Annotated in this window: 10 protein-coding genes; 7 read left to right on the forward strand and 3 right to left on the reverse strand. The window is 52.2% G+C overall.

Annotated elements, in window-relative coordinates; translation table 11 throughout:
* Positions 1–109: 109 nt before the first annotated feature.
* Positions 110–1,231, reverse strand: coding sequence for an alanine dehydrogenase (ald, locus tag P0Y67_RS00265; RefSeq protein ID WP_342390246.1), 1,122 nt, complete (start codon positions 1,229–1,231; stop codon positions 110–112).
* A gap of 156 nt (positions 1,232–1,387) precedes the next feature.
* On the opposite strand from ald, the gene lrp reads away from it, so the two are divergent.
* From lrp to serS, 5 genes are all read left to right on the forward strand, one after another.
* Positions 1,388–1,882: a leucine-responsive transcriptional regulator Lrp gene (gene lrp, locus P0Y67_RS00270; RefSeq protein ID WP_027252761.1), complete on the forward strand. Its 495-nt coding sequence runs from the start codon at positions 1,388–1,390 to the stop codon at positions 1,880–1,882.
* Between the two features lie 447 nt (positions 1,883–2,329).
* Entirely contained in the window at positions 2,330–5,314 is a 2,985-nt protein-coding gene (locus P0Y67_RS00275) for a DNA translocase FtsK (RefSeq protein WP_342390247.1), read from the forward strand.
* 33 nt (positions 5,315–5,347) lie between these two features.
* On the forward strand, positions 5,348–5,944 hold the full coding sequence (gene lolA, locus P0Y67_RS00280; protein WP_446728783.1) for an outer membrane lipoprotein chaperone LolA: 597 nt from the start codon (positions 5,348–5,350) through the stop codon (positions 5,942–5,944).
* A 70-nt stretch (positions 5,945–6,014) separates the two neighbouring features.
* Positions 6,015–7,352: a replication-associated recombination protein A gene (locus P0Y67_RS00285; protein WP_342390249.1), complete on the forward strand. Its 1,338-nt coding sequence runs from the start codon at positions 6,015–6,017 to the stop codon at positions 7,350–7,352.
* Positions 7,353–7,476: 124 nt separating this feature from the next.
* Positions 7,477–8,769 carry a serine--tRNA ligase gene (gene serS / locus P0Y67_RS00290; protein WP_342390250.1) on the forward strand — a complete coding sequence of 431 codons (1,293 nt, stop codon included), beginning with the start codon at positions 7,477–7,479 and terminating at the stop codon, positions 8,767–8,769.
* Positions 8,770–8,899: 130 nt separating this feature from the next.
* On the opposite strand, the gene P0Y67_RS00295 is transcribed toward serS, so the two are convergent.
* Both P0Y67_RS00295 and P0Y67_RS00300 read right to left on the reverse strand, forming a co-directional pair.
* The gene (locus P0Y67_RS00295; protein WP_342390251.1) at positions 8,900–9,787 is read right to left on the reverse strand and encodes a hypothetical protein; all 888 of its coding nucleotides are present in this window, start codon (positions 9,785–9,787) and stop codon (positions 8,900–8,902) included.
* 492 nt (positions 9,788–10,279) lie between these two features.
* Positions 10,280–11,821, reverse strand: a complete 1,542-nt coding sequence (locus P0Y67_RS00300) for an arylsulfatase (protein WP_342390332.1) — start codon at positions 11,819–11,821, stop codon at positions 10,280–10,282.
* Positions 11,822–12,072: 251 nt separating this feature from the next.
* Here P0Y67_RS00300 and P0Y67_RS00305 point away from each other — a divergent pair, with 251 nt between their 5' ends.
* Both P0Y67_RS00305 and P0Y67_RS00310 read left to right on the forward strand, forming a co-directional pair.
* Positions 12,073–14,298: a tetratricopeptide repeat protein gene (locus P0Y67_RS00305; RefSeq protein WP_446728779.1), complete on the forward strand. Its 2,226-nt coding sequence runs from the start codon at positions 12,073–12,075 to the stop codon at positions 14,296–14,298.
* Between the two features lie 95 nt (positions 14,299–14,393).
* Complete coding sequence (locus P0Y67_RS00310; protein WP_342390253.1) at positions 14,394–15,386, forward strand: AAA family ATPase; 993 nt, start codon at positions 14,394–14,396, stop codon at positions 15,384–15,386.
* Positions 15,387–15,391 lie beyond the last annotated feature (5 nt).

Genomic DNA, 15,391 nt, shown 5'->3' on the forward strand with positions numbered 1-15,391 from the left:
AATGCAGGCGTAAGGAAAGAGCAGACCATAGCTGTTCAGGAAACTCAACGAAAAAGCGCCGGAAACCAGGTTTTCAGCGCTAGGGGCAGCGAAATGCAACAGGCACATTTTAGTGCATGCTCAGGGCAACCGTCGGATCGGTATAGTGAAGGTTAAAGGCTTCAGCGACTTCGCGATATGTCACTTTGCCGTGTATGACATTTAAACCGGCCAGAAATCCGGGATCATCCCGTAACGCCTGCTTATAGCCTTTACCGGCCAGACTGATGATATACGGCAGCGTGGCATTATTGAGCGCAAAAGCTGACGTTCGCGCCACTGCACCGGGCATATTGGCGACACAGTAGTGCACGACATTGTCCACAATGTAGGTTGGATTGGTATGCGTGGTCGGATGAGAAGTTTCAAAACAGCCGCCCTGATCAATCGCCACATCAACAAGGCATGAACCGTGCTTCATAGCTTTAACGTGCTCGGCCGTGATGAGTTTAGGGGCGGCCGCACCAGGGATCAGCACCGCGCCGATAATCACATCGGTATCCGGCACCAGACGGTCAATCAGATCATCTGTAGAGTAAAGCAGCTTCACTTTGCCCTGAAACTCGCAGTCCAGCGCCCGTAGCGTATCCAGGTTACGATCCAGCACAGTGACATCGGCCCGCATCCCTACCGCCAGACGGGCGGCATTGGAACCCACAACGCCACCGCCTAATATGAGGACTTTGGCCGGCTCGACACCGGGTACGCCGCTGAGCAGCAAACCTCTGCCGCCGCGGGAATTTTCCAGTGTTTGCGCAGCGGCCTGCACCGACATCCTGCCGGCTACTTCCGACATGGGCGCCAGTAAAGGAAGCCGGCCTTTGTTGTCTTTTACCGTTTCATAAGCAATACAAATAGATTTGCTCTGAATCAGCTCCTTTGTTTGCTCATAATCAGGGGCCAGATGCAGATAAGTGAATAGAATTTGCCCTTCGCGAAGCATGGCTCTTTCGACGGTCTGGGGTTCTTTTACTTTAATAATTAGCTCTGATCTGGTAAAAACTTCTGAAGCAGTCGAAAGAATCGTTGCTCCGGCAGATTGATAATCTGCATCGGACAACCCTATACCTGCTCCGGCCTGGGTTTCAATCAGTACCTGATGACCCAGCGAAACCAGTTCTCTGACGCTACTGGTTACAAGGCCCACCCGGTATTCGTGGTCTTTGATTTCTTTAGGCACACCGATGATCATGCTGTGCTCCTTGATTTATGTAGCAGGGTTAGCTATGGACAAGGTTGAAATGACAGAGCTAATGGCAGTATAGTTTGACTAAAAGAGTATTTGATACTAAATAACTAGTAGATGTAGTATATTTTTTTGCAAGGAAGTAAATAGGTGGAATAAAAAATGGTAGATACCAAAAAGAAACCCTCCAAGGAGTTGGATCGCATCGACCGCAACATTCTGAACGAACTTCAGAAGGACGGACGAATTTCAAACGTTGAGTTGTCTAAACGTGTTGGATTGTCTCCAACTCCTTGTCTGGAGCGTGTACGTCGCCTGGAGCGCCAGGGGTACATCAGCGGCTATACTGCGCTGCTGAACCCGCAATATCTGGATGCCTCTCTGCTCGTTTTCGTTGAAATTACCCTTAATCGTGGTGCGCCCGATGTCTTTGAGCAATTTAACCGTTCGGTTCAGGAGCTGGAAGATATTCAAGAGTGCCATCTGGTGTCGGGCGATTTCGACTATCTGTTAAAAACACGTGTATCGGATATGTCTGCATACCGTAAGCTGCTGGGTGAAACCCTGCTGCGCTTACCGGGTGTAAACGACACTCGTACATATGTTGTAATGGAAGAAGTGAAACAGACCAATAACCTGGTTATCAAAACGCGTTAATTGGCCCGGAGCCAGTCTGATTTCAATCAATACCAAGCGGCCTTGCGCCGCTTGTTTCGTTTTTGTGGCAGTCATACCGTTTTTTGTCTCAATTGCTGAAAAAGTCAGCATCCCATCATCTATTTGACATTGGGATGAATTATTTGTGTTATCAACCAACTACAATTACAGCTTGTTTGGTGGGGCCAAGCGTGCAGCGGGAGCGCGCAAAGTGAGTGAAAGTGTCAACGGGCGTGCATTCTGTGTTGTTCACATCGTTTTCCTACTTTGCTCCCACATTTTCTCAGGCAGGTAACATTACCTGTTAAGTGGTATAAAATAGGCCACAATGCCCAAGCCCCTTAAAGCGGCCTGGGTGATATATCAAACGCACATTCAGCTGGGTCACCCACAGGACGTTGATTACCCCCGGCTTACAGCCAGTATTAGCAAGACCGGAGAGAGTTTTTGAGGAAAGTTAGAGGCAAAACTCAGCCTATACGCCTGTCAGGCGGACAGCGCCTGCTGGAAAGTTTTTTGATCATCGGCATTCTTGCCGCTGTGTATCTCATGGTTGCCCTGGTCAGTTTTAATCCGGCCGATCCGTCCTGGTCACAAACGGCCTGGCAGGGTACGGTGCAAAATAAAGCCGGTGCATTTGGTGCCATGGTGGCCGACACCGCCTTTTTCACTTTTGGCTCGCTGGCGTACCCTTTACCGCTTGTTATGCTGGGAGTGACCTGGATCATGTTCCGTCGTCGCGGCGAACGGGAAGCGGCGGACTACATGATATACGGCACCCGCCTGTTAGGCTTGCTGTTACTGTTTCTGACCAGTTGTGGCCTTGCCGATCTGAACTTTGATGATATCTGGTATTTCTCCTCCGGCGGTGTTATCGGCGATGTGGTCGCCAACCTGACTCTGCCGCTGTTTAGCCTGCTTGGCACGACGCTGGTTCTGATGTTTTTATGGGCGGTAGGGTTTACCCTGCTGACCGGTATTTCCTGGCTGCGCGTGGTGGACGGCATCGGTGAGACAACCTTAGGGATGCTGGGCTGGCTGCTCAACAGAATCCGCGGCGAACAGCCACAGACACTGACGCCTTTTGCTGCTGATATTCCCGACGAAAGCCAGACGGCTTACGCCGCCAGGCTGGCGCACAATCCGAACGAGACAGACATAGACGAGGATGACGTATTACTGCGTCGTTCAGAACGTATTGCCTATACCCCAACGCCGCTGGCTGACACTCAGGTTTCGGATACGGCTGCTGAGAAACCCGCCCGGATCAACCCGGCTCGCCCTGAAGTTAAACCGCCGCCGGTACACGCGCCTGTGCGGTCAGAGCCAGCCATTGTGATGCCAGAGCGCAACAAGCCCGCTGCTGCCTCCGCCAGTCAGCCGCTGGGATCCAATCCCGATATCGCTGGCGTGACGATTGCGGATTTGCAGTCCCAGCTGGCTGAAAATGATGATTACAGCGTGTATGCCGCCGAGTCGGATGACACTCAGGCCGACACTCTTGCAGACAGTTATGAACAGCCTGGCCAGAACCAACTGAGCCAGCAGGACCCGTCCACTCATGACAGGGTGGATGAACCCGTTATCGGCGATCTGTCTCTGGTCGGGGAAGCGCCGGTGATGTCTGAGTACCAATCTGCGCCGGAGCAGGAGTACGCGGTCGCTGAATCTGATGACGATATGCCCTGGCAAGACGAACCCGTGCCGGATGCGGATATTGAGATCGGTGTCCACGATGGCATGTCTGAGCTGGAACGTGCTGGCATAGCCTCAGAAACTGAGGGCGAGGCCGATGACGCTGATGACCAAGAGTCTGATGAAGACGCTTTCCAGCGCAAGATCCGCGAAGCGCAGCAGGCACAGCAGCAGCAGGCCTACGCGGCGGGACTGGATAATCCGTTCCTGGTGAAAAAAGATGTCGATTTGCCTAAACCGACTTCACCGATGCCGACTTTGGATCTCCTGCAGCCGCCGACGCAAAATGTGCAGCCAACCAGCGAAGAAGAATTAAAGAATACCGCCCGTTTGGTGGAATCTAAGCTGGCGGATTACAAAATTAAAGCCAAGGTGGTCGGGATTTATCCCGGCCCGGTGATCACGCGCTATGAGCTGGATTTGGCACCCGGTGTCAAAGTGAGCCGCATCTCAGGGCTGGCGAAAGATCTGGCCCGTGCCTTGTCTGCCTATGCGGTGCGCGTGGTGGAAGTGATCCCGGGTAAGCCTTATATCGGTCTGGAATTGCCGAACGAGAGCCGCGAAACGGTTTATATGTCTGAAGTGCTGGGCAGTGAGCGCTTTATGAACATGCGCGGCCCGCTTCCTATCGTGCTGGGCTATGACATTGCCGGTGAGGCGGTTGCCGCTGATTTAAGTAAAATGCCTCACTTACTGGTGGCCGGTACCACAGGCTCTGGTAAATCTGTGGGGGTCAACGTGATGATCCTCAGCTTGCTGTACAAATGTAAGCCAGAGGATTGCCGTTTCATCATGATCGACCCGAAAATGTTGGAATTGTCTATTTACGAGGGCATTCCGCATCTGCTGACCGAAGTCGTCACTGACATGAAAGATGCCGGGAATGCGCTTCGCTGGTGTGTAGGGGAAATGGAACGCCGCTACAAACTGATGGCCGCGGTAGGGGTGCGAAACCTGGCCGGTTACAACGCCAAGCTGAAAGAAGCGGCTGCCGCTGGGCACCCTATTCACGATCCGCTGTGGAAACCCGGCGATAGTATGGACGAACATCCACCGCTGTTGGAGAAAATGCCAAGTATTGTGGTCATAGTGGATGAGTTTGCCGATCTCATGATGGTGGTCGGCAAGAAAGTGGAAGAGCTGATCGCTCGTCTGGCGCAGAAAGCGCGAGCCTCAGGTATTCACCTGGTGCTGGCGACTCAGCGTCCGTCGGTGGATGTGATTACCGGTCTGATCAAGGCCAATATTCCAAGCCGTATGGCGTTTACCGTTTCAACCAAGACAGATTCGCGGACTATTCTGGATCAGGGTGGGGCAGAATCGCTGCTGGGTATGGGTGACATGTTGTACCTGCCGGCAGGTCAGAGTCACACCATACGTGTTCACGGTGCCTTTGCATCCGATGATGATGTCCATAATGTGGTGAACGACTGGAAAGCCCGGGGTAAACCCCAGTATATCGACGGAATTCTGAACTCTGATCAGGGCTCGGAAGCCATGTTGCCAGGGGAAACCTCATCCGGCGGTGAGGATGATCTTGATCAGCTCTTTGACCAGGTCGCTGCCTTCGTGGCAGAGAGTCGTCGCGGATCCGTTTCTGGCGTACAACGCCGTTTCAAAATTGGCTATAACCGCGCCGCCCGTATTGTAGAACAGCTGGAAGCACACGGTATTGTCAGTCCTCCGGGCCATAATGGTAACCGCGAAGTGCTGGCGCCGGCTCCGGCAGGAGATTGATGTATGATGAAAAATCAGCAAATAACCAAAACCATTCAGGGCCTTGTTCTGGCCGCGGCACTTTTGCCCTCACTGGCCTTTGCCAGTGCCCAGCAGGAGTTGAGCCAGCGCCTGAATAAAGTCGATGCCTTCAGCGCCACATTCACTCAGAAGGTCACCAGCCCTGAAGGGGATTTGCTGGTTGAGGGGCAGGGTAATGTCTCGGTTCAGCGCCCGAATCTGTTCAGATGGCATGCCGACACGCCGGATGAAAATCTGCTGGTGTCTGACGGCCGCACACTCTGGTATTACACCCCTATGGTGGAGCAGGTGACGGCGATGAGACTGGACGATGCCACCGCGCAGACGCCTTTTGTTTTACTGATTCGCAACCAGAATCAGGATTGGGCGAAATACAACGTAGCCCAGACGGCGGATACGTTTACGCTGACGCCGAAAGACAGCGCCGCAGTGACCGGGAAGTTTGTGGTCACAGTCGGCCGGGATGGTCAGGTTCGTGGGTTTTCCGTGGAAGAGCAGGACGGCCAGCTCAGCCAGTTTCGCTTTGCCCAGTTTGCTCGTGGCAAGCAAGACAGTAAGCAATACAGTTTCACGCCACCTTCGGGCGTAGAGCTGGACGATAAGCGCTGATTGCGTTAAAAACGAGAAAGTCTTATTCAGGCGGTAGAGATACCGCCTTTTTCAGTAATGGATGGTCAGCGTGGATAATCTCAGCCTAAATTTTTCCTCGGATTTTCGCCCTCTGGCTGCGCGCATGCGTCCGCGTACGGTAGAGGAGTACATTGGCCAGCAACATATACTCGGTCAGGGCAAGCCGTTACGAAGAGCGCTGGAAGCCGGCCATCTTCACTCCATGATTCTCTGGGGGCCGCCCGGCACCGGTAAAACGACGCTGGCGGAAGTTGCGGCCCACTATGCCAATGCTGAAGTGGAGCGTGTGTCGGCGGTGACCTCGGGCGTCAAAGATATTCGTGCCGCCATAGATAAAGCGCGTCAGAATCAGCACGCCGGCCGGCGCACCATTTTGTTTGTCGATGAGGTGCACCGTTTCAATAAAAGCCAGCAGGATGCATTTTTGCCGCATATTGAAGATGGCACTGTGACCTTCATTGGCGCGACCACTGAAAATCCGTCTTTCGAGCTCAACAATGCACTGTTATCCCGCGCCCGGGTTTATAAGCTCAAATCCCTGACGACAGACGACATACTGACAGTCATCAGTCAGGCGATGGATGACGCAGAACGCGGCATCAGGGACGACAGCCTGACCTTTGCCCCGGATGTGAAAGAAAGCCTGGCGGCACTGGTTAATGGCGATGCGCGTATGGCGCTGAACTACCTGGAGCTGCTGGCGGATATGGCAGAGGCGCATCAGGGCAGTAAAGTCATCACCTTAGCGCTGCTGGCTGAAGTCGCCGGTGAGAAGATCACCCGTTTTGATAACAAAGGCGATCTCTGGTACGACATGATTTCCGCCGTTCATAAGTCAATTCGCGGATCCAGTCCGGATGGCGCCTTATACTGGTATGCCCGTATGCTGCAGGCAGGTTGTGATCCTCTTTATGTTGCCCGTCGTTTACTGGCCATCGCGTCTGAGGATGTCGGCAATGCCGACCCTCGTGGCATGCAAGTTGCGATTGCTGCCTGGGATTGTTTCACCCGTGTAGGCGCTTATGAAGGCGAAAGAGCGATAGCACAAGCCATTGTGTATCTCGCTTCTGCACCCAAAAGTAATGCGGTCTACACTGCATTTAATCAGGCAAAAGCGGATGCGGCCAATCTGCCCGACTACGAAGTCCCTCCGCATCTGAGAAATGCGCCAACCACACTGATGAAAGATCTGGGTTACGGTGCGGAGTACAGATATGCCCATGATGAACCTGGCGCTTATGCGGCAGGGGAGTGCTATCTGCCCCCTGAGCTACAGAGCAGGAAGTACTATCAGCCCTCTGAGCGTGGTTTAGAGAGTAAAATTGCTGAGAAGCTGGAATATCTGGCTTCCTTGGATGCAAAAAGCCCGCAGAAACGCTATCAATAATCAGGCTTTTTGGGTATCGTTTATCAACTTGCGTTAGTGATTCTAACGTATTCAGATTTCAACTTATTTAACCCGCGAACGGGTTAAATTTTGTGCAACATTCTATGACGAGCACAGGATTAGCATGCTAGATTCAAAACTTCTTCGAACTGAGCTGGACGCGACAGCAGAAAAATTAGCGCACCGTGGGTTTACCCTTGATGTAGAAACCCTTCGTTCCCTGGAAGAACAACGTAAGTCCATTCAGGTGAAAACGGAAGAACTGCAGTCCTTGCGTAATTCCCGCTCGAAGTTAATTGGTCAGCTGAAAGGCAAGGGCGAGCACGAAGAAGCCGATAAAGTCATGGCAGAAGTTGCCGGCCTGGGCTCTGAGCTGGATGAGGCCAAAAAAGCGCTGGCTGAAATTCAGTCTCAGCTCAGCGATATTGAACTGTCTATTCCTAACATCGCGGATGAGTCGGCGCCAATCGGAAAAGACGAAGACGAGAACGTCGAAATTTCACGCTGGGGCGAACCTAAGACTTACGATTTTGCTGTGAAAGATCACGTTGATCTGGGCGAGATGGCTGAAGGTCTGGACTTTGCCAGCGCGGTAAAACTCTCTGGCTCCCGTTTCATCGTAATGAAGGGCCAGTTCGCCCGTCTGCACCGTGCATTGGCGCAGTTCATGCTCGATCTCCACACCCAGGAGCATGGCTATACCGAAATGTATGTCCCTTACCTGGTCAATCAAGACAGCCTGTACGGTACGGGCCAGCTGCCGAAATTCGGCGAAGATCTGTTCAATACAAAGCCTGCGACCGAAGAAGGCGTGGGTATGTCGCTGATCCCGACCGCGGAAGTGCCGCTGACCAATATGGTTCGCGATACCATAGTTGACGAAGCTGAACTGCCAATCAAGATGACGGCGCATACGCCTTGCTTCCGCTCTGAAGCCGGTTCTTATGGTCGTGATACCCGCGGCCTGATTCGTATGCACCAGTTCGATAAAGTGGAACTGGTTCAGATCACCCGTCCGGAAGATTCCATGGCGGCGCTGGAAGAGCTGACCGGCCAGGCAGAGAAAGTGCTGCAACTGCTGGAACTGCCTTACCGTAAAGTGATTCTGTGTACTGGTGATATGGGCTTTGGCGCGATGAAGACGTACGATCTGGAAGTCTGGCTGCCGGCGCAGAATACTTACCGTGAGATCTCTTCCTGCTCTAATGTGGGCGATTTCCAGGCACGCCGGATGCAGGCACGTTTCCGCCGTAAAGGCGAGAAGAAGCCTGAGCTGGTACACACCCTGAACGGATCGGGTCTGGCCGTTGGCCGCACCATGGTCGCGGTGCTGGAAAACTACCAGCAGGCCGATGGCCGCATTGAGATCCCTGAAGTGCTGCGTCAGTACATGGGCGGCCTGACTCACATCGGTTAATCGCTGTGATGACAGTCAAAATGAAAAACCCAGCCTGAGCTGGGTTTTTTTATGTCTTTATCTGCCTTGACCGCGACCTGCCTTGAGCGCGGGATGGCACCTGTGTCAGAGGAAGGCGGGCGCATCGCTATCAAGCCTGAAGCTTGAGTTCGGTCTGACCGGCAGCTTCTGATTCAGCCTGTGCCAGCAAGGGCTGCAAACTGGCACTGATATCCAGCGGGAAATCTTCTATCGCCAGCGCATGGGCAATCTCGGTCAACTTGGCATCAAACAGATAGAAAATGTTATCCGACAAGCTGAGTGAGAACTTATACAGTGCCAGCCGGCATGCTTTGCTTGCACTGGCCGATTGCAGCAAAGTGGTCAGGTCATTCTCAAGCTGATCGGCCATTAATGACGGGCCGGGTATTTTGAGCATCAGGTTCATTTGTCCCAATCGGCGTTGCAGCAAATGCAGATGCCTGCGCAGTAATACTTCCTGCTTGCTGTTACCGGGATGAAACACCGCCACCGTTGAGCGGAACTGGGCCAGGGTATCCAATGCGTTCAGTGTGACCGGCCAGAATTGCTGATACTGCTCGAACAGGGTGCTTTTGTCTGCAATGAGCAGGCTGGTGGTTAAGTGGTCATCAATCAGATACATAACATGGCGAATGTTTTTGCCATGATTGGCCTGGTTACGTGACATAGAATACTGCGGCCACTCAGTGCTTAACTGCTGTAAATGCTGAGTCAGAATCCGGTACATGGGTTTTTGTTCAAGCCCGGCCTGACTGAGCAGAGTGTGACTCAGACTCAGGATGGCATTCTGCTCGGGGAAAACCGGCAGGGTTTCGCCACGACTTTTCATAAGATGGCTATGGGACAGGCGCCTGTGCTGACGCAGCAGCTGGATAAGCTGCCGAAGGCCAAGGATCTGGTCGAAGTGTGCTTCAGTCTGTGCCTGTTGCTGTTTGTTGTAGAAATACCAAGCCGTGAGTGCCAGCACAGTCAGTGTTAAACCGAGAATAATCCACATATCGACTCCCTAAATGCCAGTGAATGGCATGAATAAACTTTGTTGATCCTCTTTGACGTTTTGATTCTGTTTCTGAGTCAGCTTGCTTAAGCCTGGGTTGCAGTTTCTTAACGACCTAGCCATAACGCAAAAAGCGAGCCAGATTTGTTCTGGATTGATGTGTGAATCTATAACTGTATCTTCATGATAAATAAGGTTTATTTTTTCATGTTCAATCGGTTCTGTGCACCAGTTTGGTGCGTGATGATGATTTTGGTGCAAGCGAGGGTGCAAATGAAGCGGCAAGCAAAGGTGCGAGAGCAGTCAAGCTAATCCGGGCCGGATGAAGGATGTCAGCACAGTTGCGTCGCATGCTGGGTTTCGATCCGGAGCGATGTAAAGTGCAGACAAGAGTCGAAAAGAGTAAAAAGGCCAGCACACTGAGTGGCTGGCCTTTTATTGATATCTCACGCCACCGCCATAGGCGGTAAACAGAGTCAGATGGTTAGACTGTTAGTTTCTCGGTACCCGGGCATCAAGGGCCTCAAGTTTTTTCAAGGCATCCTGCGTCATCAGGGTCTGATAACTGATGTTGCTCGCACTGAGGCTTGAACCTTGCTGGAATGGATATTCCGGAATGGTTTTCAGGAATTCCATGACTTTTTGCTGTACTGGTACAAACAGCCACATGGTGTTTTCTGCATACCACTTCAGGTACATACCGGACTCCAGTGCCCCTTTCTGGTATGGGTCAGCCCGCAGGTTGATCACCAGAGGCCAGGCCGGTGTTTCGCGAACGGCGGTATTAATACCACCGGAAAGCGTGGCGAAGTGGATTTTCCAGTCTTGCCAGCGAACCGCATTCAGCTCACCGGTTGCACCAAAGTAGTAGATACTGTCACGCGGACCTTGCTCTGCTTTGCCTTCGAAGTAAGGCATAAAGTTATAGCCGTCAGCGTGAATTTTGAACTCTTTACCATTGGCGTTGTACCCTTTTTTCAACTTCTCGACCACGTCGGGTTCACCGGCAGCTGCCAGAAAGGTCGGCATCCAGTCTTCATGAGAGAAGATATCGTTATAAATCGTACCCGGCTTAATGACATTCGGCCATCTCACCACCAGTGGTACTCGCATACCGCCTTCCCAGGTGGTTCCTTTTTCACCATGGAAGGGGGTGGTACCGCCATCTGGCCAGGAAATGGTCTCGGCGCCATTATCGGTTGAGTACACAACGATAGTGTTGTCAGCAATCTTCAGCTCATCAAGCTTGTCCAGCAGCGTACCGACGGACTTGTCATGTTCAACCATGCCATCAGGGTACAGACCAATCCCCGTCGTGCCGACAGACTCAGGTTTTAAGTGCGTCCATACGTGCATACGCGTGGTGTTAAACCACATGAAGAAGGGCTTATCGCTCTTCACGGCGCGTTCCATGAAATCCAGACCAGCAGACATAAACTCTTCATCTGCAGTTTCCATCCGCTTACGGGTCAGCGGACCGGTATCTTCGACTTTACCGTCAGCGGTGGATTTTAAGACGCCGCGCGGGCCGTATTTTTTGCGAAACTCAGGATCTTTCGGATAGTAATAACCTTCAGGTTCTTCTTCCGCATTCAGGTGGTACAGGTTACCAAAAAATTCATCAAAACCGTGATTAGTAGGCAGGTGTTTGTCCTGATCACCCAGGTGGTTTTTACCAAACTGGCCGCTGACATATCCCTGTTCATGTAATAAATCAGCAATGGTTGGCGACCAGTCCGGAATACCGTGATCTGAACCCGGCATACCTATAGTTAATAAGCCGGTACGGAACGGGTGCTGCCCCAGAATAAATGACGCCCGACCGGCTGTACAAGACTGCTGGCCATAGGCATCGGTAAACATCGCGCCTTCTTTCGCGATGCGGTCAATATTCGGGGTTTTGTATCCCATAATACCGTGGTTATAGGCACTGATATTATGAACGCCAATATCATCTCCCCAAATCACGAGTATGTTGGGTTTTTCTGCTGCACTAACACTGGTTGCACAAAATGCAACCCCGAAAACAACCATAAGCTTTGTTATTTTTGACTTAAGAGAAATCAAAATAACCTCCTTTGTACGGCAAATGCCACGGGTTCAGAAACTTGGTTTATGTTTATATCGCAGTAAGTGTTGTTCTTTTGATGAAGGCTGATGTCCTAACGGTAACTTGTTGTGAATAATAAGTTTAATTGCTATACAGATATTAACCAGTCGAAAGTAAGTATTTTTTAATGAAGCAATGTTTTGTCACAAGCGCGCTTTTTTTTCTGAGCATACTGATGCTCTCTTTTGATGCTGTATCTCAGAATAATCTAGACACTCAGTGTGTAAATTGTCACAAAAAAGAAGTGCAACAATGGAAAGAGTCGCATCACTTTCATGCTATGGCTCAAGCAAATGCTGCTGATGTTTTGGCTGAATTTGACGGTATAACTTTTCAAAAAAATGAAACCGTTTTTCAATTGCGGCAAAGGGAAAAAGAATATCTGATTGATATTATTGAACCTTCAGGGCAGCGGGCCGAATATAAAGTGGCATACACTTTTGGCTATTATCCACTTCAGCAATATGCGTTTTCAGTTGGGGATGGGAAATTGCAGTTTTTACCTTTTGCCTGGGATAGCCGAGAGAAAGAACAAGGCGGGCAGCGTTGGTTTGACCTGCACCCGGACCAGCAAGCCAATGACCCGTTTCACTGGACGCAAATGGGGCAGAACTGGAACCAAATGTGCGCGGACTGCCATACGACGAATTTCGAAAAGCGCTTTGATGAACAAACAAAAACCTATCAGTCGACCTACAGTGCCGTGAATGTCAGTTGTCAGGCATGCCATGGCGAGCCTCAGCAACATCTTGCCTGGGCGGCAGGAAACACCGACATCAGCCATAAAGGCTTTGAGCAGTCTATAGGGAAAAGAACACCGCTCTTTTATCAGCAGGCGGACGGCAGCATGCAGCCAGCTGCGCCTTTGCAAGCCAGCCAGCAAATTGAGGTATGTGCTTCCTGTCATGCAAGACGTACCCAGTTTGCAGACAGAACCGGGCCAATGGATTTTTCACAGCACTTCCAGGGGGCGCTGCTGACGCCAGAGCTTTATCATGCCGATGGACAGGTGTGGGACGAAAACTATGTCTGGGGATCTTTCCTGCAGAGCAAGATGTATCAGGCTGGGGTAACCTGCACCAACTGCCATAATCCCCATTCCGGTGAGCTGGTGTTACCGGCTAATCAAACCTGTACCCAATGTCATAACCCACAGAGTTACGATAAAACCGAACATCATAAACACGCGGCGAATGGTGCAGGCAGTCAGTGTGTGGATTGTCATATGCCTGCCACCACGTATATGCAGATTGACCCAAGGCGCGATCACAGCTTTCGGATCCCCCGGCCTGATCTGTCGCTGAAGACAGCCGCGCCGAATGCCTGTAATGCTTGCCATCAGGATCAGAGCGCAACCTGGGCGAAGAAGCAGGTGGAAAGCTGGTATCCGACATCCTCGCACCGAAACCCGGATCATTTCTCGCTGGCTTTCCGGGCCGCTGATCAGGGGGTGCCTTCAGCATCGGAACAGCTTACCCGCATCGCGCAGGACAATACATTACCGGATATCGTCCGGGCATCGGCCATTGAAAGAATGGCCAATTATCCGGACAGAAACTCGCTGGTGGCCATTGTTCGCGCCTTACGTGATGACGAGCCGCTGAAACGGCAGGCGACGATTGCAGCAACCGCGCAGTATCCTCTGGCGGATCGTTACCGCATGCTGTCTCCGTTACTGGCCGACAAGCATGCGCCAATCAGAGCCAATGCGGCGCGTGCTCTTGCACCTATGCTGACCTTACCTCATGTGGCTCAGCTCAGTGCCGGGCAAAAGACGCAGCTTGAGCAGGCGCTGGGCAGCTACCGGCAAATGCAGCGTTACAATGCCGATCGCGGCTTTGCCCATACCAACCTGGGAAATCTGGCATTGGCAATGGGGGATACCCAGGCCGCCGAACAGCATTTTAAAACCGCGATGGATGTTGAACCCATTTACACACCGGCCTATGTCAATTTGGCTGAAGTTTACCGTCGTGCCGGAAATGAACCCCAGGTGCGCGCCGTGCTTGAACAGGCCCTGGCGGTACAGCCGGAGGAAGCCAGCGTGCATTATGCGCTGGCAATGAGCTGGGTACGGAGCGGCAACAAGGGTAAGGCACTGCATTCGCTGAAACAAACCGTTGATAATGCGGGAGAAGAAATTAACTACCTCTATACTTACGGTTTACTGTTACAGGATCAGGGGCAGTATCAGGTGGCTTCAACTTACCTGCATCGGGCGCTGACACAATCACCGGCCAACCCGGATGTGCACTATACCCTGGTGCAGAATTATCTGATGCTCAAAGATTATGATAACGCGCTGTATTTTGCGCAGAAGCTGGTACAACTGCTGCCGGGCAACCCGCAGATCCAGCAACTGGTGCAGCAGATCGTAATGATGAAACGCGCGCAGCCCTGACCGGGCGCGGCTGCGGTAACTCTGTGTTGCCGTGTGATTACGCCAGAGCCAGAGCTGGATGCGATAAGCAATAACAAGTGACAGGAGTGACTCACGTGAATGCTGCACAACAGGCAATGAATTTACTGCTGGAAAAAATTGATCAATCCGTGATCGGACAAAGCCATGTTGCCCGTTCAATTGTCATCGGTTTGATCACCAATGGCCATATCTTGCTGGAAGGCTTACCGGGAACGGCAAAAACCCGTTCGGTGAAAGCGCTTGCCGGGATGATGGATGCCAGATTTGGCCGGGTGCAGTTCACACCGGATCTCTTACCCTCGGATGTGACTGGCACCGACATGTACCAGGAAGATGCCGACGGTAAACCGCAGCTGACTTTTCAGCCCGGCCCCATTTTTAACAACATCCTGCTGGCTGATGAAATTAACCGGGCGCCTGCCAAGGTGCAGGCAGCTTTGCTGGAAGCCATGGCAGAAGGCACAGTCACGGTCGGAGACAGCAGCCGAACGCTCCCTGAGCCTTTTATTGTGCTGGCGACTCAAAACCCGATCGAACAGGAGGGTACTTACCCGCTGCCGGAAGCCCAGGTGGACCGTTTCATGCTGAAAGTCACCGTCGACTACCCGGAAGATGACGCCGAGTTAGACATAGTCCGTTTGGTACGCGCAGAAGAAAAGTCGCAGGGCAAAATGGCAGCGGAGCAAACCTCTGCAGAGGAGCGGATCGACCCGCAGCTGGTGCTTGATGCCAGAAACCAGCTGGCTGATATTCATGTGTCTGAGGTTGTTGAGCGCTATATTGTTAATCTGGTGATGGCGACCCGCCACCCGGAGCGTTACCCCGACTCCAGGCTGAGTGAATGGATCGAAGTCGGTTCCAGCCCGCGAGCCTCGATTGCGCTGGACAAGTGTGCCCGTGCCTGTGCCTGGCTGGCCGGACGGGATCATGTTGAGCCGGACGATGTGCGGTTGATGGCGAAGCCGGTACTGGGACACAGGCTGAATCTGGGTTACAGCGCCGCGGCTGACGGAGTGACAAAGAACGATGTCATCCAGGTGTTACTCGATCATGTGCTGATCGGGTAGGAGTG

It is taken from the genome of Photobacterium sp. SP02, from assembly GCF_038519165.1.
In the GTDB taxonomy this organism is placed as follows: Bacteria; Pseudomonadota; Gammaproteobacteria; order Enterobacterales; family Vibrionaceae; genus Photobacterium; species Photobacterium halotolerans.